The 22,139-nt window shown below is 65.1% G+C and carries 24 protein-coding genes; 12 read left to right on the top strand and 12 right to left on the bottom strand.

Features of this window, described 5'->3' with window-relative positions:
• Both VSR72_RS34530 and VSR72_RS34535 read right to left on the bottom strand, forming a co-directional pair.
• The gene (locus VSR72_RS34530) at positions 1 to 972 is read right to left on the bottom strand and encodes a LysR substrate-binding domain-containing protein (protein WP_342956814.1); all 972 of its coding nucleotides are present in this window, start codon (positions 970 to 972) and stop codon (positions 1 to 3) included.
• A 5-nt stretch (positions 973 to 977) separates the two neighbouring features.
• Complete coding sequence (locus tag VSR72_RS34535) at positions 978 to 2,057, bottom strand: tartrate dehydrogenase (RefSeq protein WP_342956742.1); 1,080 nt, start codon at positions 2,055 to 2,057, stop codon at positions 978 to 980.
• Between the two features lie 247 nt (positions 2,058 to 2,304).
• Here VSR72_RS34535 and VSR72_RS34540 point away from each other — a divergent pair, with 247 nt between their 5' ends.
• A complete protein-coding gene (locus VSR72_RS34540; RefSeq protein ID WP_342956743.1) occupies positions 2,305 to 2,802 on the top strand; it encodes a GAF domain-containing protein in 498 nt (165 codons plus the stop codon).
• A gap of 140 nt (positions 2,803 to 2,942) precedes the next feature.
• On the opposite strand, the gene VSR72_RS34545 is transcribed toward VSR72_RS34540, so the two are convergent.
• Complete coding sequence (locus tag VSR72_RS34545; RefSeq protein WP_342956815.1) at positions 2,943 to 3,854, bottom strand: LysR substrate-binding domain-containing protein; 912 nt, start codon at positions 3,852 to 3,854, stop codon at positions 2,943 to 2,945.
• A 130-nt stretch (positions 3,855 to 3,984) separates the two neighbouring features.
• On the opposite strand from VSR72_RS34545, the gene VSR72_RS34550 reads away from it, so the two are divergent.
• Positions 3,985 to 4,887, top strand: coding sequence for an aldo/keto reductase family oxidoreductase (locus VSR72_RS34550; protein WP_342956744.1), 903 nt, complete (start codon positions 3,985 to 3,987; stop codon positions 4,885 to 4,887).
• An 18-nt stretch (positions 4,888 to 4,905) separates the two neighbouring features.
• Here the strand turns inward: VSR72_RS34550 and VSR72_RS34555 are convergent, their stop codons facing one another.
• Entirely contained in the window at positions 4,906 to 5,811 is a 906-nt protein-coding gene (locus tag VSR72_RS34555; RefSeq protein WP_342956745.1) for a LysR family transcriptional regulator, read from the bottom strand.
• A 95-nt stretch (positions 5,812 to 5,906) separates the two neighbouring features.
• Here VSR72_RS34555 and VSR72_RS34560 point away from each other — a divergent pair, with 95 nt between their 5' ends.
• Positions 5,907 to 7,196, top strand: coding sequence for an MFS transporter (locus VSR72_RS34560; RefSeq protein ID WP_342956746.1), 1,290 nt, complete (start codon positions 5,907 to 5,909; stop codon positions 7,194 to 7,196).
• A 151-nt stretch (positions 7,197 to 7,347) separates the two neighbouring features.
• On the opposite strand, the gene VSR72_RS34565 is transcribed toward VSR72_RS34560, so the two are convergent.
• On the bottom strand, positions 7,348 to 7,572 hold the full coding sequence (locus VSR72_RS34565) for a hypothetical protein (protein WP_028205419.1): 225 nt from the start codon (positions 7,570 to 7,572) through the stop codon (positions 7,348 to 7,350).
• 396 nt (positions 7,573 to 7,968) lie between these two features.
• On the opposite strand from VSR72_RS34565, the gene VSR72_RS34570 reads away from it, so the two are divergent.
• The 4 genes from VSR72_RS34570 to VSR72_RS34585 all read left to right on the top strand — a co-directional run bounded on the left by VSR72_RS34570 (position 7,969) and on the right by VSR72_RS34585 (position 11,054).
• Entirely contained in the window at positions 7,969 to 8,604 is a 636-nt protein-coding gene (locus VSR72_RS34570) for a LysE family translocator (protein WP_342956747.1), read from the top strand.
• 98 nt (positions 8,605 to 8,702) lie between these two features.
• On the top strand, positions 8,703 to 9,803 hold the full coding sequence (locus tag VSR72_RS34575; RefSeq protein WP_342956748.1) for a DMT family transporter: 1,101 nt from the start codon (positions 8,703 to 8,705) through the stop codon (positions 9,801 to 9,803).
• 127 nt (positions 9,804 to 9,930) lie between these two features.
• Positions 9,931 to 10,323 carry an SRPBCC family protein gene (locus tag VSR72_RS34580; RefSeq protein WP_342956749.1) on the top strand — a complete coding sequence of 131 codons (393 nt, stop codon included), beginning with the start codon at positions 9,931 to 9,933 and terminating at the stop codon, positions 10,321 to 10,323.
• Positions 10,324 to 10,622: 299 nt separating this feature from the next.
• A complete protein-coding gene (locus VSR72_RS34585; RefSeq protein WP_342956750.1) occupies positions 10,623 to 11,054 on the top strand; it encodes a hypothetical protein in 432 nt (143 codons plus the stop codon).
• Positions 11,055 to 11,263: 209 nt separating this feature from the next.
• On the opposite strand, the gene VSR72_RS34590 is transcribed toward VSR72_RS34585, so the two are convergent.
• The gene (locus VSR72_RS34590) at positions 11,264 to 11,575 is read right to left on the bottom strand and encodes a hypothetical protein (RefSeq protein ID WP_342956751.1); all 312 of its coding nucleotides are present in this window, start codon (positions 11,573 to 11,575) and stop codon (positions 11,264 to 11,266) included.
• Positions 11,576 to 11,806: 231 nt separating this feature from the next.
• Here VSR72_RS34590 and VSR72_RS34595 point away from each other — a divergent pair, with 231 nt between their 5' ends.
• The 4 genes from VSR72_RS34595 to VSR72_RS34610 all read left to right on the top strand — a co-directional run bounded on the left by VSR72_RS34595 (position 11,807) and on the right by VSR72_RS34610 (position 14,134).
• The gene (locus tag VSR72_RS34595; RefSeq protein WP_342956752.1) at positions 11,807 to 12,439 is read left to right on the top strand and encodes a TetR/AcrR family transcriptional regulator; all 633 of its coding nucleotides are present in this window, start codon (positions 11,807 to 11,809) and stop codon (positions 12,437 to 12,439) included.
• Positions 12,440 to 12,500: 61 nt separating this feature from the next.
• Positions 12,501 to 13,241 carry a Pr6Pr family membrane protein gene (locus VSR72_RS34600; RefSeq protein WP_342956753.1) on the top strand — a complete coding sequence of 247 codons (741 nt, stop codon included), beginning with the start codon at positions 12,501 to 12,503 and terminating at the stop codon, positions 13,239 to 13,241.
• A gap of 24 nt (positions 13,242 to 13,265) precedes the next feature.
• Positions 13,266 to 13,775, top strand: a complete 510-nt coding sequence (locus VSR72_RS34605; RefSeq protein ID WP_342956754.1) for a DUF1697 domain-containing protein — start codon at positions 13,266 to 13,268, stop codon at positions 13,773 to 13,775.
• Positions 13,776 to 13,828: 53 nt separating this feature from the next.
• Positions 13,829 to 14,134 carry an NIPSNAP family protein gene (locus VSR72_RS34610; RefSeq protein WP_342956755.1) on the top strand — a complete coding sequence of 102 codons (306 nt, stop codon included), beginning with the start codon at positions 13,829 to 13,831 and terminating at the stop codon, positions 14,132 to 14,134.
• 24 nt (positions 14,135 to 14,158) lie between these two features.
• On the opposite strand, the gene VSR72_RS34615 is transcribed toward VSR72_RS34610, so the two are convergent.
• The 4 genes from VSR72_RS34615 to VSR72_RS34630 are packed head-to-tail and all read right to left on the bottom strand — an operon-like array spanning position 14,159 to position 19,281.
• A complete protein-coding gene (locus VSR72_RS34615; protein ID WP_342956756.1) occupies positions 14,159 to 15,451 on the bottom strand; it encodes an MFS transporter in 1,293 nt (430 codons plus the stop codon).
• Positions 15,452 to 15,468: 17 nt separating this feature from the next.
• Positions 15,469 to 16,020, bottom strand: a complete 552-nt coding sequence (locus tag VSR72_RS34620) for a GAF domain-containing protein (protein ID WP_342956757.1) — start codon at positions 16,018 to 16,020, stop codon at positions 15,469 to 15,471.
• 30 nt (positions 16,021 to 16,050) lie between these two features.
• A complete protein-coding gene (locus VSR72_RS34625) occupies positions 16,051 to 17,463 on the bottom strand; it encodes an MFS transporter (protein WP_342956758.1) in 1,413 nt (470 codons plus the stop codon).
• Positions 17,464 to 17,496: 33 nt separating this feature from the next.
• Positions 17,497 to 19,281, bottom strand: coding sequence for a gamma-glutamyltransferase family protein (locus VSR72_RS34630; RefSeq protein WP_342956759.1), 1,785 nt, complete (start codon positions 19,279 to 19,281; stop codon positions 17,497 to 17,499).
• Between the two features lie 30 nt (positions 19,282 to 19,311).
• Here VSR72_RS34630 and VSR72_RS34635 point away from each other — a divergent pair, with 30 nt between their 5' ends.
• The gene (locus VSR72_RS34635) at positions 19,312 to 20,157 is read left to right on the top strand and encodes an FCD domain-containing protein (protein WP_342956760.1); all 846 of its coding nucleotides are present in this window, start codon (positions 19,312 to 19,314) and stop codon (positions 20,155 to 20,157) included.
• Positions 20,158 to 20,195: 38 nt separating this feature from the next.
• On the opposite strand, the gene VSR72_RS34640 is transcribed toward VSR72_RS34635, so the two are convergent.
• Complete coding sequence (locus VSR72_RS34640; RefSeq protein WP_342956761.1) at positions 20,196 to 20,720, bottom strand: heme-binding protein; 525 nt, start codon at positions 20,718 to 20,720, stop codon at positions 20,196 to 20,198.
• A 96-nt stretch (positions 20,721 to 20,816) separates the two neighbouring features.
• Positions 20,817 to 22,013, bottom strand: a complete 1,197-nt coding sequence (locus VSR72_RS34645) for an NnrS family protein (RefSeq protein ID WP_342956762.1) — start codon at positions 22,011 to 22,013, stop codon at positions 20,817 to 20,819.
• Positions 22,014 to 22,139 lie beyond the last annotated feature (126 nt).

The following is a 22,139-nucleotide window of genomic DNA, read 5'->3' on the forward strand; positions in this document are numbered from 1 at the left end:
TTAGCGCCCGCTCTCGTCCTCGCCGCTCTCGTTTGGCGGCGCGGAAATGCCGATGCGCGCGAACGTTTCCTCCAGATGATTCACGCACACGCGCACTTTCGCGGACTGCGCGAGCCGCGCCGGGTACACCGCCCAGACATTGGCCGGCTGCGTGACGCCGGGCAGCACGCGCTGCAAGCGCCCGCTTTCCAGCAAGGGCGCGACATCCCACATCGAGCGCAGCACGATGCCGCGGCCCGCCAGCGCCCATTGCACGGCCACTTCACCATGATTGGTGGAGAGCGGCCCCGCCACCTTGACCGAGACCGTTTCGCCGTGCACGTTCAAACGCCACATGCCGAACGGATGATCCCGCTCCTTGATCGCGAGACACGCGTGCTCAGCGAGATCGGCGACCTCCTGAGGCGCGCCGCGCCGCGCGAGATACGCGGGCGCTGCGCATAGCACGCGATAGTTCGCGGCGAGACGCCGCGCGATCAGATGGCCGGGGATCTCGTCGCCGATCCGCACGTCGAGATCGAAGCCCTCGCCTGCCACGTCGACGAGCCGGTCGAACAATTCGAGCCGCACGTTCAGCTGCGGATACCGCTCTGAAAGCCCCGCGAGCGCAGGCGCGACGAAGTTGCGGCCAAAGCCAAAACTGCTCGACACGCGCAGCGTGCCGCGCGGGATGCGCCGCGTGGTGGAGACGTCGTCCACGAGCCGCTCGACGTCATCGAGAATCTTGCCCGCCGACGCATAGACGCGCTCGCCCGCCTCGGTCATCGCGACGCGCCGCGTGGAGCGGTGCAGCAGGCGCGTGCCGAGGCGCGCCTCGAGCACGCCCACGCGCTTGCTCACATACGCCGGCGACGCCGAAAGTGCTTCGGCCGCCGCGCTGAAGCTCGCCTTGCGCGCGACCATGCAGAACACGCGCAAGTCGTCGAGCTCAGGCGACGCTAAAGATTTTGGCGCTTTCGGCGCGTCCGGCATTTTCGTCACAGCGCGGCGGCGACCGCTTCGCCCAACACGGTGGTGTTCGCCGTGCCGCCCATGTCGGGCGTGCGCGGGCCTTCCACGAGCACCTTCTCGATGGCCTGCATGATCGCGTCGTGCGCGGCCTTGTATTGCGCGTCGCCGTTGCCGAGGAAGTCGAGCATCATCGCGCCCGACCAGATCATCGCGATGGGGTTGGCGATCTTCTTGCCGAAGATGTCGGGCGCGGAGCCGTGCACCGGCTCGAAGAGCGATGGAAACTTGCGCTCGGGATTCAGGTTCGCCGAAGCCGCCAGGCCGATCGTGCCCGTGCACGCAGGACCGAGGTCCGAAAGAATGTCGCCGAAAAGGTTGGAGGCCACGACCACGTCGAAGCGGTCCGGTTGCAGCACGAAGCGCGCACAAAGAATATCGATGTGCTGCTTGTCCCACTTCACGTCGGGATACGCCTCGCCCATCGCGGCCACGCGCTCGTCCCAGTACGGCATGCTGATCGAAATGCCGTTGGACTTCGTGGCCGCCGTGAGCTTCTTGCGCCCGCGCTGGTTCGCGAGTTCGAACGCGTACTTGAGGATGCGGTCCACGCCGTGACGCGTGAACACCGACTCCTGCAGCACGAATTCGCGCTCGGTGCCTTCGAACATCTTGCCGCCCACCGAGCTGTACTCGCCCTCGGTGTTCTCGCGCACCACGAGAAAGTCGATGTCGCCGGGCTTGCGGTTGGCGAGCGGGCACGGCACGCCGGGCAACAAACGCACCGGACGCAGGTTCACGTACTGGTCGAACTCGCGGCGGAACTTCAGCAACGAGCCCCACAGCGAAATGTGATCGGGCACCTTGTCGGGCCAGCCGACCGCGCCGAAATAGATCGCGTCGAAACCCTTGAGCGTGGCGAACCAGTCGTCGGGCATCATCTTGCCGTGCTGCAGGTAGTAGTCGCAGCTCGCCCAGTCGAAATGCGTGAATTCGAGCTTCAGGCCGAACTTCGCTGCCGCCGCCTCGACGACGCGCACGCCCTCGGGCATCACTTCCTGGCCAATGCCGTCGCCGGCAATGGCGGCGATTCTGAATATCTTGCTCATGACGCGTTCTCCGTTTCTGTCTGTCCTGATGCGCCAGCATGCCTGAAAACCCGCCAGCAACCAGCCCCGCAGGCGTGGATAGATTCAACACGAAACGTGAATAATCGCACGCCGGCGCGCTACGGTCCATGCAAGAGCCGTATTCCGCGCCCGGCGTTTTTCCTGCCCATGCCCAATCTCGCCTAAACTCACGGTTGGCTCCACCGCGCCTTTCGCTGTACCGGCGCATATCCTGATCGACCGACTTATGTTCTCGCTTTCCGACACCCTCCCCTCCGACAAACCCGCCCTCTACGCATCGCTCGCCGCGCAGGCGCGCTCGCTGATCGAAGGCGAAACCGACGTTATCGCGAACGCGGCCAACTTCGCTTCGCTCGTGTTTCATTCGCTCGAAGGCCTGAACTGGGCGGGCTTCTATTCGTTCGACGGCACCGAACTCGTGGTCGGTCCGTTCCAGGGCAAACCGGCGTGTGTGCGCATTCCCATCGGCCGGGGCGTATGCGGCACGGCGGCGGCCACACGGCAAACGCAGGTCGTGCCCGACGTGCACGCGTTCGCGGGTCACATTGCGTGCGATTCGGCTTCGCAGTCGGAAATCGTCGTGCCGCTCGTCACGCCGGAGGGCGAACTGATCGGCGTATGGGACGTGGACAGCCCGCATCTCGCGCGCTTCGACGAAGAGGACGCGAAAGGCATGGAATTGCTGTGCCGCACGTTTATCCAGTACGGCATGAAGCGCGCCTAAAAGGCACCCTTTGGCGCGTTGCCCGATGTCTGCGGCAACGCGCCGTGGTTGAACCCATGCAGGATCGCCAGCAAGGCGAGCACACCCACAAAAGTCCAGGCGCCGCGCGCCCGCTATACTGCGACAACTGAGCCACTTGTTCAGGATACCGAATCGTCTTGTGCATTCTCTTTGACGAAATCGACGAACGCCCGCAGCGGCGCCGGCAGGTGCCGCCGCCCCGGATAGTAGAGAAACGGCCCCGGAAACGACACGTCCCAGTCGTCGAGCAGGCGCACGAGCGCACCGCTGCGGATATGCGGCAGCAACATCTCTTCAAACAGATACACGACGCCGACGCCGTCGAGCGCCATGTTGATCAGCAGGTCGAGCGCGGCGCCGGGACGCACGACGAGCGGCGTGGGCGGGTCGAGGCGCAGCACTTCGCCGTCGCGCTCGAAGTACCACAGCGGTATCGCGCCGCCCGCGAACTGCACGCGCAGGCAGGCGTGCCCCATCAGATCGCGCGGATGTTCAGGCCGCCCGCGCGCCGCGAGATAAGCGGGCGAAGCGACCGTCGCGAAACGTTCCACGCGCGGGCCGATGGGAATCGCGATCATGTCCTGCTCCAGCCGCTCGTCGTAGCGGATACCGGCGTCGCAGCCGATCTGCAGCACGTCGACGAAGCCGTCTTCCACCACCACTTCCACGCGGATCTCGGGATACGCGCGATGAAAGGGCGCGAGCACGCCGGGCAGGATGGTGCGCGCCGCGCTCGCGGGCACGTTGAGCTTGAGCGTGCCCGCGGGCTTTTCGCGGTAGCCGTTGAGCACGTCGAGCGCTGCTTCCATCTCGCTGAAGAGCGGCGTGATCGATTCGAGCAGGCGTTGCCCCGCCTCGGTCGGCGCGACGCTGCGCGTGGTGCGGTTCAAAAGGCGCAGCCCGAGCTTAGCCTCCAGCCTGCGCACCGCGGCGCTCAGACTCGACGCCGAAACGCCGCCTACGCGCGCCGCATCGCGAAAGCCGCCCGCACGCGCCACCGAAACGAAAGCGGCCAGATCGTTCATTTCCATCGCCATGATTCACTCCGCGCGGTTCGATCGCATTGTTCGAAATAATGCACAGCCTGTTCCGATGAGATGGGATTATCGGACAATCCGAACGCGCCCATACTGCGGACATTCGCTAACCGAGGAGTACGCAATGCCGAACCGCAAACCCGCAAGCACGTATGAGCTGGCCGGCCGCCAGGTGAACCGCATGGGCTACGGCGCCATGCAACTGGCCGGCCCCGGCGTGTTCGGGCCCCCGAAGGACCGCGCGCAGGCCGTCGCGGTGCTGCGCGAGGCCCTGGAACTGGGCGTCGATCACATCGACACGAGCGACTTCTACGGCCCGCATGTGACGAACCAGATCATCCGCGAGGCGCTGCACCCGTATGCGCAGAACCTCACGATCGTCACCAAGGTGGGCGCCGTGCGCGACGACAAGGGCGCCTGGCTGCCCGCGCTGGAACCCGCCGACATCGAACGCGCCGTACACGACAACCTGCGCAACCTGGGCCTTGAAGCGCTCGACGTGGTCAACCTGCGCATCATGGGCGACGTCCACAAGCCCTCTGAAGGGCCGGTGGAGAAGCAGGTCGAGGCGCTTGCCCGGCTGCGCGAGCGCGGTCTCGTGCGCAATGTGGGCATGTCCAACGCCACGGCTGCGCAAATCGCAGCGGCGCAGCGCGTCGTGCCGGTCGTGTGCGTGCAGAACCACTACAACCTCGTGCACCGCGACGACGACACGCTGATCGACGCACTGGCGGCGCAAGGCATTGCCTACGTGCCGTTCTTTCCGCTTGGCGGATTTACGCCGATCCAGTCGTCGGCGCTTTCGACTGTCGCCGCGCGCCTCGAAGTCACGCCGATGGCGCTCGCGCTCGCGTGGCTCCTGCAGCGCTCGCCCAATATCCTGCTGATTCCGGGCACGTCGACGCTTTCGCATCTGCGCGAGAACGTGGCGGCCGCTCGGCTCGATCTGGACGATGAGGTGCTCGCCGAACTCGACGCCATCGGCAGCAGCGGCAATGGCGGTAATGGCGGCGGTCCTCACGCCTGAGCGGACGATGCCGCGCCGTCACGCCATTTCGGCCGTCTCAAGCTTGCTCGCGAGCGCGTCGCGGATGAGCGCGACCGGCCGCACGAGGCGCCCCGGCAGCGCGCCGTGCACGAGCCACACGTTCAGGCCCGAGCGGAAGTCGGTCGCGTCGATGATCTGCAACTGGTCGCGCAACGGACTGCGTGCGAGCGCCTGCGGCGCGGCGAGCCCGACGCCCATGCCGCGCGCGACCAGCGAAAGCTGCAGCTCCGAGCCGAACGCCTCGACCGCGACGTTGAACGGCAGACCCGCCATGCCCATCGCGCGGCTCAGCGCCGAACGCATCCCGCAGCCGTCCTGGTTGAGCACCCACGGGTGATGCGCGAGCGCGGCGAGCGTGGTGGGCTCGTCGGGCAAGCCGAACGAGCGCGCCGCGACGACGAGGGTCGGCGTGTAGCCGAGCTGGGTCGCGATGACACCGGGCGGCGGCGGCACCGCGGCGGGCAGCAGGATGACAGCCGCGTCGAGCCGCGCGCGCTCGACCTCGTCGAGGAGCCCTGGCGACCAGCCCGCCCTCACGCGCAGCGTCAGCTTCGGAAACTCGCCACGCAATTGATCGACGGGCTGCTCGAGCGCCAGCTCCGAGAGAAACGGCGGCACGCCGAGTTTGAGCTCGCCCGCCGGTTCGGTTTCCGGCGAGGCGACCGACATCAGGTCGTCGACCGCGCGCAGGACCGAACGCGCGAGGCTGTACACCTCGTTGCCGGCGGCCGTGGGTTTGAGGGGCTTGCTCTGGCGGTCCAGAAGCTCGATGCCGAGCGTCGTCTCCAGGTTCTGCACGCGACGCGTGAGGCCCGGCTGTGTGAGGAACAGCCTCTCCGACGCCCGCACGAGCGAGCCGCTTTCGACCACCGCCACGAAGGCTTCCAGATCTCGGGTGTTCACAACGACTCCGCATAAAGATTATCGCGATATTTCAATTGTCGCATAACGTGACGCTCCCTACGATACGTGGACTTGCCACGTTGCGGAGCCAATCGATGGAGCACCCTGCGCAAACCTGTACGCGTGTAATAGCGCACGACGCCACCCCGCCAAATCACACCAGTCAGGCCGGTCACGCCACGCTCACACTGCCGATGACGCTGTTCTTCGCCGCCGCCGTCGGCGTGATCGTCGTCAATCTCTCGGCGGCCCAGCCGCTCGCCGGGCTCGTGAGCCATTCGCTGCGCTTGCGCCCGGAGTTCGTCGGCGCGGTCGCCATGCTGCCGCAGCTCGGCTATGCAGCGGGCCTGCTGCTGCTCGTGCCGCTGTGCGATCTGCTCGAGAACCGGCGACTGATTTTCCGCACGCTGCTCGCCTGTTCCGTCTTTCTGGCCCTCGCGGCCCTGGCGCGCTCGGGCCCGCTTTTTCTCGCGGCCGCGTTCCTTGCGGGCGCAACCTCCAGCGTGATCCAGATGCTGGTGCCGATGGCCGCCTCGATGGCGCCCGAAAGCCAGCGCGGGCGGGCCGTGGGCAACGTGATGAGCGGCCTGATGCTGGGCATTCTGCTGTCGCGCCCGCTCGCGAGCCTGATTGCGGGAACGCTGGGCTGGCGCGCCTTCTACGGTATCGAAGCGGCCGCGGATGCCCTGCTTGCGGTGGTCCTCGTCCTGCGCACGCCGCACCGCATGCCAGCCGTGAACGCGCGCTACGCCGAGTTGCTTCATTCGCTCTGGACGCTGCTGCGCACCGAGCGCGTTCTACGACGCAGCGCCTTCCTGGCGGCGCTCGCGCTGGGCGCCTTCTCGGCGTTCTGGACCGCAAGCGCGCTGCTGCTTGCACAGCCGCCGTTTTCGCTGGGCATGAACGGCATTGCCGCGTTCGCGCTGGCCGGCGCAAGCGGCGCGATCGTCACGCCGCTCGCGGGCAGGCTGGGCGATCACGGCGCGGGGCGCGCGGTTCAATACGCCGCGCACGCGACCATGCTCGGCGCAGTCGTGCTGCTGGGCGTAGCGGGCGCGGGCTGGGGCGGCTTTTCGCCCGCCGCGCATCCCGCGCTGGCGCTCGGCCTGCTCGTGGCGGGCGCGGCTGCGCTCGATGCGGGCGTCATCGCCGACCAGACGCTCGGGCGGCGCGCCATCAATCTGCTCAACCCCGCCGCGCGCGGCCGGCTCAATGCGATTTTCGTGGGGATGTTCTTCGTCGGCGGCGCGGCCGGCGCGCTCATGGCCGGCGCGGCGTGGGCCGCGGCGCGCTGGAGCGGCGTGTGCCTTGTCGCCCTGGGCTTCACGGTTGCGGTCATCGCGCTCGGCTTCGTTTATCGCGCGTCGCCGGTTTCCGGTCGCTAGCCCTCAGGCAGGCGCACAAATGAAAAAGCCGCGGCTGTTCGGCCGCGGCTCTCCTGTATCCCCAGTTGACACTCGCGTATCACGCGCGCATCGAATGATGCGAAGCGCGCCCGACTCCCTGGTCAATCCGTCATGCGCGCGGGCGTTGCAGTCACGTCTGCTGATCCGACCCATCCGCGGGCTGCGCGGTGTTGTCGTCGGCGGGCTTTTCGTCTTCCTTCTTCTCGACTAGCTGCTCGACTTCCTTGGCGCCCTCGAAACCGGCAACCGCGGCGGCTGCCTTGGTCAGAAAGCCTGCGTTCGGATCGAGCTTTTCGGCACCTTCCACAGCGGCTACCGCACCGGCAATTTCACCTACCTTGTCCAGAATGCCCATTTCACCCCTCCAGTTGAAACCCGCTCCGGGCTGACGAGGCGATGTCTCGCCTCCCGTGCGCCGCACCTTCCATCCAGCGAGCGCGCCGCTTCATTGTGTGCCTGCTCGATGGTCGCATCAATCACTAACTCATTAATCTGACAATGCTTAACGATGTTATATACGAACGTATATTGCGACGCGTCAATGGTTTGACTATAGTGAAGTTGTCTCCTCCATGTCTCCATTGGCATGGTTCAAGCCCACACTTGCTGCGGGCTTTTCTTTTTCCCGCACCCCATTCTCGCCGGACGCACGTTCAGCGCCTGTTCTGCGGGCCGCGGCCAGGCGCACGCCGTCCGCTGGCATAATTCTCCCTTCGCCGTTTTTCCAGCCCTCTTTTATCTCGCCGCTGCAATGAATCTGCATACCTGGTGGCTGTTCCTCGTCACCGTCTTCGTCGTTTGCGCCATCCCCGGTCCCAACATGTTGCTCATCATGTCGCACGGCGCGCAGTACGGACTGCGCCGCACGAGCGCGACCATGGCTGGCTGCCTTTCCGCACTGGTGCTGATGCTGGCGGTATCGGCGGCCGGGCTCGGCGTGTTCCTCCAGGCGTGGCCGACCATGTTCAACGCGCTGCGCTTTATCGGCGCTGCGTACCTCGTCTACCTGGGCGTCAAGGCGTGGGGCGCAAGCGTGCCCGAGGCCACCGCCGACGTTGCCGAGCGCGTGGCCGCGCGCCCCGTGCGCTCGCCGCTCGCGCTCTATCGCAATGGCTTTTTCGTCGGCGGCAGCAACCCGAAGGCGATCCTGTTCGCGGCGGCGCTCCTGCCGCAGTTCATCGACGCGACCCGCCCGGTGCTGCCGCAGTTCGGCGTGCTCGTGGCAACCTTCGCCGTGTGCGAGGTGAGCTGGTATCTCGTCTACGCGGGTTTCGGCACGCGCATCGGCGCGACGCTCAAGAGCCGGCGCGTGGCAAAAGCGTTCAATCGCGTGACGGGCGGTGTGTTCGTCGGCTTCGGCGCGATGATGGCCTTGCTGCGCCAGTAAGCCTTGTCGAGGGGCGCGATGGCCGGCGCGCAGCCCGCTTGCGCGCCCATCGTGCTTCTTCTACGCTTTTTGAATCCCCTTTTCGCTTCGAGCCTGCGATGAAGTCCCATCGGCATACCATCTTCACCGCGCTACTCGCAGCCGCGCTGTTCGGCATCACCACACCGCTCGCCAAAGCACTGCTCGGCAGCGTGTCGCCGTTCATGCTCGCGGGGCTCTTCTATCTCGGCAGCGGCTCGGGGCTCGCCGTCGTCCTGCTGGTACGCCGCCTCGCGGCGCGCCGCGGCGGCTCAGACGCCGCGCGCGAGCCGGCACACGATCCGCTGCGCCTGGCCGAATTGCCGTGGCTCGCCGGTGCGATCGCCGCGGGCGGCGTGGCAGCCCCCGCCCTGCTCATGCTTGGCCTGAACACCACGCCCGCCGCGACGAGTGCGCTGCTGCTGAACCTCGAAGGCGTGCTGACGGCACTCATCGCATGGGTGTGCTTTCGCGAAAACTTCGATGCGCAAATCGCGCTGGGCATGCTGGCGATTGTGGCGGGCGGCGTGCTGCTCTCGTGGCCCGGCGCGCACACGGGGGCGGTGACCGGCGCCGCCGCGGGCGTTGCGCCCGGTGCGCTGCTCGTTGCGCTCGCGTGCCTGTGCTGGGCCATCGACAACAACCTCACCCGCAAGGTCTCGACCAACGACGCGATGGTCGTGGCCTGCACCAAGGGGCTCGTGGCTGGGCCCGTGAATATCGGCATTGCGCTCGCTGCGGGCGCGCACTGGCCCGCCTGGCAGGCGGTCAGCGGCGCCATGGCCGTGGGTTTCGCGGGCTATGGCGTGAGCCTCGTGCTCTTCGTCGTCTCGCTGCGCCATCTCGGCACGGCGCGCACCGGCGCCTACTTCTCCGTGGCACCGCTCTTCGGCGTGGCGCTTTCGCTGCTGCTGTGGCCGGAGCGCCCCGCGCTCGCCTTCTGGCTCGCCCTCGCGCTGATGGCGTTTGGCGTCTGGCTGCACGTGCGCGAGCGCCACGACCACACGCACACGCACGAACCGCTCGAACACACCCACGCGCACCGGCACGACGAACACCATCAGCACGAGCACGATTTCGCCTGGGACGGCACCGAGCCGCATACGCATGCGCATCGTCACGTGCCGATCACGCATAGCCACGCGCACTACCCCGACGTGCACCATCGGCACGCGCATTGAGCGCGGCACGAGTCACAGCCACTTTTGCCGCAAACGACGGCCGCAAACGACGTCAAGATTTCCCAGGACCGCCGCACTTTGCGCGCGCACGATGCACTCGTCACACAAAACGAAGGAGACAAGTGCGATGGCTACCGTTTATCGGGACATTCCCGTTGAAGCCGCGGCGGACGACGTCTGGGCCGCGCTGCGCGATCCCGCCAATGTCGCCCGCGTATTCGCCGGCGTGCTGACCGGCGCGCGCATGGAAAACGACGTGCGATGGGTGACGTTCGCCGATGGCACGGTGATCGAGGAACGCGTGATCGGCGTCGACGACGCACACATGCGTCTCGCCTACACCGTCGGCGGCGGACGGTTCGAGCATCATCACGCGACGCTCCAGGTGATGCCGGATTCGCCCCAGCGTTGCCGCGTAGTCTGGATCAGCGACTTCAAGCCTGACGAGCGCATCCAGATGGTCGAGCCGCTGACGGATGCGGGCTGCGAGGCGCTCAAGCGCAATCTCGCACGGCGATAGGCGGGGCCGCCGGTAAATCCGCGTCGCGGCCCAGGCACGCGCCTTCAGGCGACTTCTCCCCTCGCTCTGGAGGCGGGGTGTGATGGTCCATCAATGCCGAAGTTCTTTAGCGGTTGAGCCGGCCAAATTTGAGGGTGGCGAGCGGGCTTGACAGTTAGTTGCGAACGTTGTTTTAGCCTGGCTGGTGAAAGCCTGAAGGAGGCGCCGTGCTGCCGCGACGCGCACTGTGCGACGGCGCCCATACCGGCACGCCAATTGCGCTCAGAATAGTGCCAGATGACTCGACAAAGGGAGCCGCAATGGGGGTAGGTAGATTAACGCTGGCCGTGCAATACGTCGCCGTCTGCGCAGGCCTTGCGGGCGCACCGGTCGCACATGCGGCAGGCACTTTCGACGGCGACTGGAACGTGACGCTCACATGCCCCAAGACCGCCGACGGCACGTCGGGCTACCGCTATCAATTTCCCGCCGAAATCCAGCAAAACGTGCTGCACGGCGAACATGGCGAAAGAGAAGCGGGCGGTTGGCTCTCGCTGGACGGCAAGCTCGAACCGGACGGGTCGGCCACGCTCGTTGCTCAGGGTCTGAACGCCTCATCGCCCTACGCGATGGGGCACGCCAACACCCAGGCGCCCTATTCGTACGAAGTCAGCGCGCAATTCGACGCGACTTCGGGCAGCGGCTCGCGCACGACCGCGCGCAAATGCGACTTTGTGTTCGTGAAGGAATGACTGGCGAGGACGTCCGGCGGCACGTACAACCCGGCGCCAGAAAAGAAAAAGCCCGCTTGAGAGAGCGGGCTGAATCCATATCAGGAGGAGACATGGAGGAGACATGGAGGAGACGAGTTAAGTATAGGGTTTTCCCCTAAGCCGTGCAACTGTTTTTTTAATGAACTTGCCGCAGTCGGCTTCTGCCTCGATCAGCCATCCATCAGTTCTCAAGCGGCACGCTTTTCCCGCTGAACCGCGCCGAAGTGAAACGCGAGAAAAAGCCCCATCACGAGCCCGCCCGCCAACACCGCCACGGCGGCTTCGCGCGTTACAGGCTGCTGAAGACGGTGCGCGCACAGCGCCAACGCGATCACGATATTCACGAAGCCCCAAACCACGTTCACGACGGGCGACGAGTCGCCCCGCCCTCGCGGACGTGCGAACGGCGTGGGAAAAGGCAGCCCTTGCAGACCCGATGCCAGATGCGGGATCGCGTTGCAAAAGAACGCGCCAGCGAAAAAGAGCCAGACGTACGGCATGTCGCAACCTCAAAAGTTCGAATAGAAAAGGATGGCGCCATCAGCAGTGAACGCCGCCCAGAAATGCGAGGATAGCCTCGCAAATAATAGTAGAGAATAGCCTCGCATAAGTCAATTTGCCCGAGACCGGCTGGCGCACTCCGTGTTTTCTGTCGCTTGGCCGTGCGCAAGAATCGCGCATGCTACTATGCGAGGGATTCCTCTCATATCCTCGCATTTGAAGATATCACCATGACGCCCACCACGCCTGTCGCGAAACCCGCGAGCCCCACCGAACCCAAACGCGAACGGGGCCGCCAGCGTGTGGCCGCGATCATGGACGCCGCCGTCGCCGTTTTCACGGAGAAGGGTTACGACGCCGCCACCATGACCGAAATCGCGGCGCGTTCGTCGACGGCGATCGGCTCGCTCTACCGCTTCTTCCCGACCAAAGAGGCGCTCGCCGAAGCGTTGTTGCTGCGCTATGCACAGCAGGCAAAGAACGGACTCGCCGAACTCGAGCAACAGGTTCCGGAGATGACGCTCGAGGCCGTAGCCGATGCGCTCGTCGATTTCGTGCTGCTGTTGCAGTCGCAACGCAGCTTTGCGGTTGCACTCGTCGACGCCCGCAGCGGCAGCGACGACCACCGCAAGCGCTTTCGCGAGGCGATGCGCGGCGGCGTGGCCGGCATCCTCACTCGCGCAATTGCGCATCTCAAGCCGGCCCGGGCAAAAGTCATGGCGATCGTGCTGATCCACATGCTCAAGGGCGTCGCCGGCATCGCAAACGAAGAACCCTCGGCGCGGGCCGTGCTGATGGCCGAACTGCGCGATCTCGTGCGGCTGTATCTCGTTTCGGCTTCACAGCGCGGCGTCGGCAATTAGCCTGCTCACGAAGGAAAAATGGCGTCGGGCGCGCATGATCTTTGTGCGCTACCATCGCTGCATGTCTGAACCGCTACCCGCACGCGCGGCTGCCGCGCCGCCTGCCGCCAAGGCACAGCCCCACAGCCCCTATGCCACCGCATTAGCGGGTACGATCGCGCTGCTCGCCTGGGTGGCGCTCGCCGCGCAGACCGACATTACGATCCAGCGTATGGTGCTGCGCGGCTTCGATACGTTCGAGGCCATCGGCCGGCTTTCGGCCTACCTGACCAATCTCACGGTGCTGCTCGTCGCGCTCACATTCACCTGCATCGCGCTGCGCGTGCGCTCGTGGCCGGCTCGCTACTTCAGTGCTCCCGGCACAGCGAGTGCGGTAACGGTGTATATCGTATTCGTTGGCATTACTTACAATGTGTTGTTGCGACATCTCTGGACGCCGCACGGCTATCGTGCGCTGCTCAACGAGACCCTGCACAGCCTGATTCCGCTGTTATGCGCGGCATACTGGCTGCTGTTCGTGCCGCGCTTCACCCTCACTGCTCCCGATCGCCTCGCCTGGCTCGTGTATCCGCTGGGCTACCTTGCCGTCACCTTCTGGCGCGGCAGCGAAACGGACTTCTATCCCTATCCGTTCATCGACGTCGCGCAGCTCGGCTATGCGCACGTGCTCGTCAACAGCGCCTTGCTGCTTGCCGCCTTCATGGTGCTGATGGCGATCTTCGCGACGATCAACGCGCGCAGGCGCCCCGCCATCGTGGCAAACGAAGGACTCGCCGCAACGGACTTGCGGCGTCCAGACTAACTCGCCGCTTCAAGATCGATCCTGATGCCCGTCTATATCGCCCTTCTACGCGCCGTGAATGTCGGCGGAACTGGCAAACTGCCTATGTCCGAACTCTGCGCCATGTGCGAAGCGCTCGGGTTCACGCGCGTTCGCACCTATATTGCGAGCGGCAACGTGGTGTTCGAGAGCCGGCTGGCCGAAGCGTCGGTGAAAAAGAAACTCGAGCAGAGCCTCGAGGTTTATGCCGGCAAGCCGGTCGGCGTAGTGGTGCGTACGGCTGCGGAAATGGGCGCGGTGCTGCGAGGCAATCCGTTTCCCGCTGCCGCGCCCGATCGCACTGTCGCCATCTTTCTGGATACTCCGCCACCCGCGGATGCACTCGACAACGTGAGCGGCCAACAGGAAGAGGAATTCCGCCTGGGCGCCCGTGAGATCTACGTGTTTTACAAAGACGGTATCGGTCGATCGAAGCTCAAGATCGCTGCGGCGAAGGCTGGAACGTCGCGCAACATGAATACGGTTGCGAAGCTTCTGGAGATGGCGCAAGCGTGAGCCGCGCGTTGAAACACCGTGCAGGGCCTTATTTCAACGACCTTCAAAAAACCATGATTACCTGCTATCTGCGTTATGTCATCGATCCGTACCGGCTAGAAGAATTCGAAACGTACGCCAGGATGTGGATTCCGCTCGTGGAGAAGTTTGGCGGCAAGCATCACGGCTATTTCCTGCCTTCCGAAGGCGCCAACAATATCGCGCTCGCGCTCTTCTCGTTTCCGAGCCTCGCCGCCTATGAAATCTACCGCGCCGATTCGATGAAAGACGCCGAATGCCAGGCCGCATTTCGCTATGCCGCCGATACGCACTGCATCGTGAGTTACGAGCGGAGTTTTTTCAGGCCGGTGCTGGCGTAGCCGTCGTCGCACGAGCGCTGCGCTTCACCCCCTGCCCGCCGCCGCGGCCAAAGCACCCTGCTGCGCCTCCCCGCTCGCCTGCGCCGGATCGCCTACGCTCGTATCGTGCAGACGATCGGGAATGAACAGCGCCATCACGCCGCTCAGGAAAAATACCGCGCCGACCACAAGAAAGCCCATGCCGATCGAAAACTGCGTAGCGATATAGCCGATCACAACAGGCGCCGCGCCTGAACAAAAACGCCCCACGTTATACGACCCGCCCACGGCCGTGCCGCGGATACGCGTTTCGAAGCTCTCCGACATGAATGTGCCGACCGTCCCCAGAGGCACGCCGTAGAGAAAGCCGAATACGAGCATCAGCCATGCAATGTTTTCGCGCGTATGGAACAGCACGATCACGGGCAGAAAGACCGCCGCGCCAATACAGCCCAGCACATACACGCCGCGCCGGCTCCAGCGGTCGCCGAGCCACCCTGCCACGATCTTGCCGATGAACGCGACGACCCACGTCGCCGTCATGTACCCCGTCATCGAGCTGAATTTGATGTGCAATTCGCTTTCCAGATACGTGGGCAGCCAGTTGTTCAAGCCATAGAACCCGGAAAGCGCAAACACGGAAGCGAGCGACCAGAAGATGAACATCCTGCGCGCCTGGCGGTCCGCGAAAATCAAGGCGTAGCGGTTGTCGTGCCAGCGGCGGCCGCTCGGGCGCGCCACGGCCTCGCTCATGCGCCAGCTCGGTGGCTCGGGCACGAAGAAGTGAATCGCCACAGCGAGCAACACAGGCGCGGCCGCCACATAAAACAGCATGCGCCAGCCGTAATGCGGCAGGATCCAGGTGCTGAGCGCAATCACCGTGATATAGCCCGCCGATATCGCCGTTTGCAGCACGCCGAGTATCAGCGAGCGCCGCGCCATAGGGACGTATTCGGCCACGAGCGTGCTCACCAGCACCATGCAGCCGATACCCATCGAACTGATGAAGCGCACGACCGCGAATTCGAGGAAGCTGTGCGTAAGTCCAAGCAGCCCCGCGCCTGCCGAGAACAGCATCATCGCCCAGACCACCACGCGCACGCGCCCGAACGAGTCGCTCGCCCAGCCGCCAAGAATGCCGCCAATCGCCATGCCGAGCAGCGTCAGGCTGCCGAGCGCGCCTGCCTCGACATTGGTCAAGCCGAATTCGCTCTTGATGCGCGTGAGCGTGAGGCCGTACATCATGACGTCCGCGCCGTCGACCAGCAGCGCGAGATAGCCGAGCGCGAAGACGAGCAGCCAGCGGTTGGCGTTTCCTGTGAATGTCGTTGTCTTCATCAACAAAGGTCCTGCAATCAGGGGCTTGAATGGGCTGCGAAAGACTGGCTGTGCGCGACGAGCGCCGCCGCGAGAAACGCACCGAGCAGCAGACCCTTTTCCTCGTGCTGCGGCGTGTACCAGCCCTCCACGTGCGTGAGGTTCATCGTGCCGACACAGCGGCCGTCGTAGGCAACCGGTATGTTCAGAATCGAGCCGAGCCCCATTGCGGTCATCACCGCGTGATCGTCGAAGGCTTCGCGCAGGCCATGGGGCGTCGTCGCACGAAAAGGTTCGAGGTCCGAAAGAATTCGCTGCGCCCACGGCGTGCCGCTTTTCCTCTTGCGTCCGCCCGGCGGGTAGACGTCCGGCATGTTCGAGAAGACGCGCTCCACCTCCTGGCTCGCGGCGTCGTAGGCCATGATGGTGAAAAGGCGAAAGCCGATGGCTTCGGAGGCGACGGCACACACCTCGCGGAAAATCGCATCCGGTTGGCCGGGCTGGCGATTCACGCGCGAAAGGCGCGCGAGATCAGCGATTTCGCGCTGCAGCGCATAGGGTTCGTTCACAAGGGAAAGGGGCGTTTGCATGGGGCGTCCAGAAGTGACATTGGCGTGCGCTCAGCCTTGCAGCCCATCGCGGGCGAGCGGCTTGTGCGCTTCGAAGGCCGCCTGTGCGCCGCTCGCCTCGATGTCTTCGAGCGAGCGGTTGCGGGTTTCGATACCGAGGAAGAACACGACGCAGGCACCCGCCAGCAGCACGGCCGTCGTCATGGTGAACACGCCGGCAAAGCCGAACGCCGGATACACAAGGCCGACGAGAATAGGCGCGCTCACCGAGCCGATGCGGCCGAACGACGACGATGACCCTGTGCCGGTGGTGCGCACGGCCGTCGGGAAGACCTCCGGCGTATAGGCATAGACGCCTGCGAACGCGCCATTCATGAAGAACGAGAGACACACGCCCGCCACGGTGATCTGCAAGCCCGTATGCGAGAAAGCCAGCGCGATTGCGGCGAGGCCGCCCAGCGTCATGTACGAAGCGACGACGCCTTTGCGGCCAATACGCTCATTAAGCCATGCCGCAGAGAAATAGCCGGGAATCTGCGCACCGTAGATGGCGATTGAATAGCCGAAGCTCTTCGTGAGCGTCAAGCCTTCCTTGACGAGCAGGCTCGGAATCCACGAGAAGAACGAGTAGTAGGCAAACGCCACGGAAAACCACATCAGCCAGCTCACCGCCGTCGTGCCCACGAGCCGGCGCGAAAACAGCGTCAGCACGTTTTGCAGCGCACTACCGCCGCCCTGCGCCGCGGCGGGAATGGCGCCCACCGAACCCGGTGGCGCCAGCGCAATGCCCTCTTGCTCGTAGCGCGACTCGATCGCCCGCACGATGCTGTCGGCTTCAACTGAGCGACCGCGGCTTTCGAGCCAGCGCGGCGACTCGGGCAGCGTTCTGCGCCACCAGAGCAGCATCACCACCGGCAGCGAAGTCAGCACGGCGAGATAGCGCCAGCCGTCCGCGAAATTGCGCACGACGGTATAGCCAAGAATCGATGAACTTAGATATCCGAACGACATGAAGCCGACAAGCGCGCCGCAGAACATGCCGCGATAGCGCCGCGGCACGAATTCTGCGAGGAACGGTGCGATCACGACCGTTTCCGCGCCCGAGCCGATGCCCGCGACCATGCGCAGCGCGAAAAACGTGTGCCAGTCGTGCGCCGTGGCGCTCGCCATGGATGCCGCACAATAGATTGCGAGCGCGCTCATCATGATGCGGCGGCGGCCAATCACGTCGGCCAGCACGCCCGAGAGGAACGCGCCGAAAAAATAGCCGATATACGTGCTGCTCGCGACGAGCCCGGTTTCGGCGCTCGTCAAATGCCAGAGCTTGCTCACGACCGGCAGCAAAAACGCTAGCGACGACGAGTCGAGCCCGTCGAACATATAGCCGAGCCCGCCAATCAGCAGCAGTTTGCGATGGAAGCCTGCGAGCGGCAGTCTTTCGAGTCGGACAGCGACGTTGGACATGGCGGGTCGGTTCCGGTTGAGCGTGGCGCGTGTTCAGCGGCCGATTGCGTAGGCCTGCATCTGGCGCGGCGTGGCTGCGCCGCGCATGAGGCCGTCGCGGATGCCTACTGCGCATACGCGCCCGAGCCCCCACGGCTCGGCCACGGTGAGGTCGTGGCCGCGTGCGCACAATGCCGCGAGCGTGGCTTCCGGAAAGCGCGACTCGGCCGACATCTTGCCGAGTTGCATCGCGCGCGGATAAAACGACCCTGGGAAATGCGCGGTCTGGAACGAGGGGGCGTCCACGGCGGCCTGCAGGTTCATGCCCGCATGCACGTGGCGCAGGAACAGTTGCATCGACCACTGATCCTGCTGATCGCCGCCCGGCGTGCCGAACGCCGCAAAAGGCTTGCCCTCGCGCGTGACGAGCGTGGGCGAGAGCGTCGTGCGCGGACGCCGGCCCGGTCCGAGCGAAGAAGGCAGGCCCTCTTCCATCCAGAACATCTGCGCGCGCGTGGTGACGTTGAAGCCGAGGCCCGGCACCGCGGGCGACGCCTGCAGCCACCCGCCCGAGGGCGTGGCCGACACCATGTTGCCCCAGCGATCGACCACGTCGAGATGCACAGTGTCGCCGCGCAATTCGGGCAGCGGCGCGAATGTCGGCTCGCCCTGCCCGAAGCCGCCCGGCTGCTGCCGCCCAGCGTTCGCCAGAATGCGCGCGGCACGCGCTTCGCTGTCGAGCAGCGCGCCCGGACGGAATTCGAACGAGGCCTTGTGCGGATCGACAAGACGGCGGCGTGTGTCGTTATAGGCGTCGCTCAGCAGCGTCTGCATGGGAACGTCGGCAAAGCGCGGATCGCCGTAGAACACGTCGCGGTCGGCAAACGCCAGCTTCGACGTTTCGATGACCGTGTGCACGAAATCCGGTCCGAACGGATCCATGGCGTCCAGATCGAAACCCTTGAGCAGCGCGAGCTGTTGCAGGAACATCGGCCCCTGTCCCCACGGTCCTGTCTTGTGCACGCGCAGGCCCCCATAGTCGTACGAGAGCGCTTCCTCGTAAGTGGGCTCCCAGCGCGCGAGATCGTCCGCGTTGAGCAGGCCGCGATTGCGACGGCCCGAGGTGTCGAGCACGTCGGTCGAGCGGAAATACTGATCGATCGCGTCGGCCACGAAGCCGCGGTAGAACGCCGAGCGCGCGAGTTCGCACTGCTCGGCGCGGTCGCTTTTCGCGCTCGCCTCGCGCAGAATGCGCCGGTACGTGGCCGCAATGGCGGGATTCGCGAACAGCTCGTTCGGTGCGGGGGCGTCGCCGTTGCGCAGCCATTGCCCGGCAGAGGTCGTCCATTCGCTGAGAAAGAAGTCCTTGATCGCGAGAATCGACGCGCACATGCGCGGCAGCACCGGATAACCGTTCTCCGCATAGCCGATCGCGTAGCTCAGCACGTCGTTCAGCGGCAGTTGCCCGTAGTCGCGCAGCATCGTCATCCACGCGCCGAACGCGCCCGGCACCACGGCAGGCAGCAGGCCGGTGCCCGGCACGACCTCGAGCCCGAGCGCGCGCATGCGCTCGATCGTCATGGCCGCCGGCGTCACGCCCTGGCCGCACAGCACGCGCACGCGATCTTCCCGCGCGCTGTAGAACACGACCGGCAATTCACCGCCTGGACCGTTGAGATGCGGCTCGACGATCTGCAGCACGAATCCGGCCGCGGCGGCTGCGTCGAACGCGTTGCCGCCCTTCTCGAGCACCGCCATCGCCGACGCGCTGGCGAGCCAATGCGTGGACGCCACCATCCCGAAGGTCCCGATCAGCTCCGGACGCGTTGTAAACGACATCTGCCACTCCCTGTGCGAAAGGCTCGGTTTATGGTCGAACCATTAATGATTGGTTCCATAACCGCTCATGTTCAGCTTACGAAGGAAGATTTTTGGCCGCACCCAGTGTTAACCCTGAAATTTCGGCCGATTCCCCGGATTTCCATCAATTACCGTAACCGGGAGGTCGCACGCCGCGGCACGGCTGCTAGAATCGAACCAATCAAAATTGGTTCACTCTACATCATGGAAAGGTCCGCGCTCGACAGCCTGCTTGCCTACATTGCCCAACACCGGTTGAAGGACGGCGACGCGTTGCCGCCCGAACGCAAGCTCGCCGACGACCTGGGCCTGAGCCGCCGGGAACTGCGCGCGGCGCTGGCCTCTCTGGAGGCATCGGGCCGAATCTGGCGCGGCGTGGGGCGCGGTACGTATCTGGGCGCGCGGCCGCTGAAGTTCGCGCCGACGCTGCGCGGCCTGCGCTCGCGCACGAGCCCGGCCGACATCGCGGAAATGCGCCTCATGTTCGAACCCGCGTTAGCCGGTCTTGCCGCGGCAAAGGCCACGCCCGAGGATCTGACCGAACTGGAGAAGTGCGCCAAAAGAAACGCGACGGCGAAAAACGATGAGGAGTGGCAACTATGGGACCAGCGCTTTCACCTGCTGATCGCCCAGGCCTCGCGCAATCCCGCGATCATTGCCCTCATGGAAGTGATCAACGGCATGCGGGTCAAGCCAACGCAGCGTGAAAAGACCACGGATCAGGCCACGCGCGATCATTTCGCGCAGCAGCACCAGGCAATCGTCGATGCCATTCTCGAGCGCGACGGCGAGACTGCCGCGCGCTGTATGCGCGAGCATCTGCTGAACGTGCAAGGGTATGGCGCGCCGCATTGACCGGGGAAACTGGGGGGAAACTGCGGCGCCTCGCGCACTCACTTCACGGTGGAAGCCGCGGCATTGCACGTTACGGCATCCTGATCACCCGTGCCGCCGCTGCAACCGATGGCACCGATCACCTTGCCGCCCTCGATGAGCGGAAAGCCGCCGGGCGAAGCCACGAGCCCCGGTTCGAGCGTGGCGACGTAGGCATGACCGCTCTCGAACTGGTTATAGAAAACGCGGGTCTCGCGGCGAAAACGTGCAGACGTGCGCGCCTTGTTCTGCGAGACTTCGACGGAGGCGTATTGCGCGCCGTCCATGCGCTCGAAGGCAACGAGATCGCCATGCGTATCGACCACGGCGATGTTCATTTTCCAGTCGTGCTTGCGCGCCTCGGCTTCAGCAAGCGCTAGCAGATGCTTCGCTGCATCGAGAGCCACAGGCGAACCGTAAGGAATATCGTAAGGCATGCGCTCGGGCACGGCAGCCGCCGGCGGCGTGGAAGCTGACGTTTGAGCCTGCACCGAGGTTACAAAGACGAGACAGGCCGCGCCTGCGATCTGAACAGAGTGATGCATTGCACCCTCCTTCGTCGACGGGCCCAGGGCGCAACGCGCGTCCAGCCCTCGCCAGCCAACATACTCGTGCAATGCGCTCTGTGCAAGGCCGATGAATCAGCCCTCCTTACCATCGACACGCGGTGCGACGAGCCAGCCGGCGTAGCGATAGCAATAGGCTGCGAACGCAACGACCCAGCATGCCCCCGAGGCTTCGATCCAGAACGCGAGCCATTGCGGCGCGAGCCATGGCCCCGCCACGCGAATCAACGCGGCAAGCACGAGCAATCCGTAACACGCGATATCGAAGCGGCCCGCCGCGAGCTTGCGGCCCGTATGTCCGCGCGCCGTGCGAGTGATCATCGCCATGATCGCGCAACCGATGGCGCCCACCGTGAACGCGTGAATAGCGAGCGTATGGGCAACCCAGCCCAACGCGGCGAACGCAAGCAGCACAAAGCCCACAGGTATCCACGCATAGGCGATGTGCAGGATGGTCAGGATCGGCCGGTTGCCGACCCGCCACGAACGCCAGCCCCAGATTCGCGCGCCTTGCGCGCATGCCGCCGCGAGTGCGGCTATCGCGACGAGCACGCCGGAGCCGAGCGCTGCGTCGAGCACGAACGCCAGTACGCTGAGCGGCATCACCGAGCGCTCGACCGCATTCCAGCGCTGGGCCGTATAGCCGGGCACGGCGTTGGCGGTGAACGACGGAATGATGCGCCCGCCGATGATCGTGATGAACAGCACCAGCATGCCCACGGCGAGGTAGGCGCTGTGCAGCGCCCAGTCTGCGCGACCGGCCAGCATCGACAGATGGAACGCTACGTTCAGTGCAGCGAGCATGCCGAGCGCGACCGGCAAAAAGATGTTGTGACTGTTCTTTGCGCCGACGAGCACGCGCAGCAGCACGAGCGCACACACGGGGAGAAAGAGGCTGTCCACCACGGCGGCCACGCCAGGCGTTGCGTAGGCAACGGTGATGCGCCCCGCGAGCCACAGCAACCAGAGCGCCGCCAGCGACTTGCCCTGCGCCGGCGTGATCGACGTCCACGCGCGCACGGCGGTCAGCAAAAAGCCCGCCACGATCGCCGCGCCGAAACCGAAAATCATCTCGTGTGCGTGCCAGAACATGCCCGGCAAATACGAACTGAAACCCGGCAACGGATGGCCGGCATACGCGGCCATCCAGGCCAGCAACGCCGCGCCCCCAAAGAGCGCACCGCCAAGATAGAACGGCCGGAAGCCGAGCGCCCACAGCGCGAAACCGCCGCGAGCGGCGGGAGTGGGTTCTTCGATTCGAAAGACGGTCATGATCGCCCTCGCCAATACATACATTTCCAATGCATCTTATATCGACCAACGAGGGAATGCCGCTGGGAAATGGGAAACGCGATGTAATGCCGCAGGTTTGATTCTGGCCTCTCATGACGCAGAGGC

The sequence above is a fragment of the Paraburkholderia sp. JHI869 genome (genome assembly GCF_038900775.1).
Lineage (GTDB): Bacteria > Pseudomonadota > Gammaproteobacteria > Burkholderiales > Burkholderiaceae > Paraburkholderia.

Bases quoted from the DNA above. Each gene is read 5' to 3' on its own strand.
- VSR72_RS34540 (WP_342956743.1), top strand. From the start codon at position 2,305: ATGTTCTCGCTTTCCGACACCCTCCCCTCCGACAAACCCGCCCTCTAC.
- VSR72_RS34565 (WP_028205419.1), bottom strand. From the start codon at position 7,572: ATGGGCATTCTGGACAAGGTAGGTGAAATTGCCGGTGCGGTAGCCGCT.
- VSR72_RS34610 (WP_342956755.1), top strand. From the start codon at position 13,829: ATGATTACCTGCTATCTGCGTTATGTCATCGATCCGTACCGGCTAGAA.
- VSR72_RS34630 (WP_342956759.1), bottom strand. From the start codon at position 19,281: ATGTCGTTTACAACGCGTCCGGAGCTGATCGGGACCTTCGGGATGGTG.
- VSR72_RS34605 (WP_342956754.1), top strand. From the start codon at position 13,266: ATGCCCGTCTATATCGCCCTTCTACGCGCCGTGAATGTCGGCGGAACT.
- VSR72_RS34645 (WP_342956762.1), bottom strand. From the start codon at position 22,013: ATGACCGTCTTTCGAATCGAAGAACCCACTCCCGCCGCTCGCGGCGGT.
- VSR72_RS34575 (WP_342956748.1), top strand. From the start codon at position 8,703: ATGAAGTCCCATCGGCATACCATCTTCACCGCGCTACTCGCAGCCGCG.
- VSR72_RS34640 (WP_342956761.1), bottom strand. From the start codon at position 20,720: ATGCATCACTCTGTTCAGATCGCAGGCGCGGCCTGTCTCGTCTTTGTA.
- VSR72_RS34560 (WP_342956746.1), top strand. From the start codon at position 5,907: ATGGAGCACCCTGCGCAAACCTGTACGCGTGTAATAGCGCACGACGCC.
- VSR72_RS34600 (WP_342956753.1), top strand. From the start codon at position 12,501: ATGTCTGAACCGCTACCCGCACGCGCGGCTGCCGCGCCGCCTGCCGCC.
- VSR72_RS34545 (WP_342956815.1), bottom strand. From the start codon at position 3,854: ATGGAAATGAACGATCTGGCCGCTTTCGTTTCGGTGGCGCGTGCGGGC.
- VSR72_RS34615 (WP_342956756.1), bottom strand. From the start codon at position 15,451: ATGAAGACAACGACATTCACAGGAAACGCCAACCGCTGGCTGCTCGTC.
- VSR72_RS34550 (WP_342956744.1), top strand. From the start codon at position 3,985: ATGCCGAACCGCAAACCCGCAAGCACGTATGAGCTGGCCGGCCGCCAG.
- VSR72_RS34620 (WP_342956757.1), bottom strand. From the start codon at position 16,020: ATGCAAACGCCCCTTTCCCTTGTGAACGAACCCTATGCGCTGCAGCGC.
- VSR72_RS34530 (WP_342956814.1), bottom strand. From the start codon at position 972: ATGCCGGACGCGCCGAAAGCGCCAAAATCTTTAGCGTCGCCTGAGCTC.
- VSR72_RS34580 (WP_342956749.1), top strand. From the start codon at position 9,931: ATGGCTACCGTTTATCGGGACATTCCCGTTGAAGCCGCGGCGGACGAC.
- VSR72_RS34570 (WP_342956747.1), top strand. From the start codon at position 7,969: ATGAATCTGCATACCTGGTGGCTGTTCCTCGTCACCGTCTTCGTCGTT.
- VSR72_RS34535 (WP_342956742.1), bottom strand. From the start codon at position 2,057: ATGAGCAAGATATTCAGAATCGCCGCCATTGCCGGCGACGGCATTGGC.
- VSR72_RS34585 (WP_342956750.1), top strand. From the start codon at position 10,623: ATGGGGGTAGGTAGATTAACGCTGGCCGTGCAATACGTCGCCGTCTGC.
- VSR72_RS34625 (WP_342956758.1), bottom strand. From the start codon at position 17,463: ATGTCCAACGTCGCTGTCCGACTCGAAAGACTGCCGCTCGCAGGCTTC.
- VSR72_RS34635 (WP_342956760.1), top strand. From the start codon at position 19,312: ATGGTCGAACCATTAATGATTGGTTCCATAACCGCTCATGTTCAGCTT.
- VSR72_RS34595 (WP_342956752.1), top strand. From the start codon at position 11,807: ATGACGCCCACCACGCCTGTCGCGAAACCCGCGAGCCCCACCGAACCC.
- VSR72_RS34590 (WP_342956751.1), bottom strand. From the start codon at position 11,575: ATGCCGTACGTCTGGCTCTTTTTCGCTGGCGCGTTCTTTTGCAACGCG.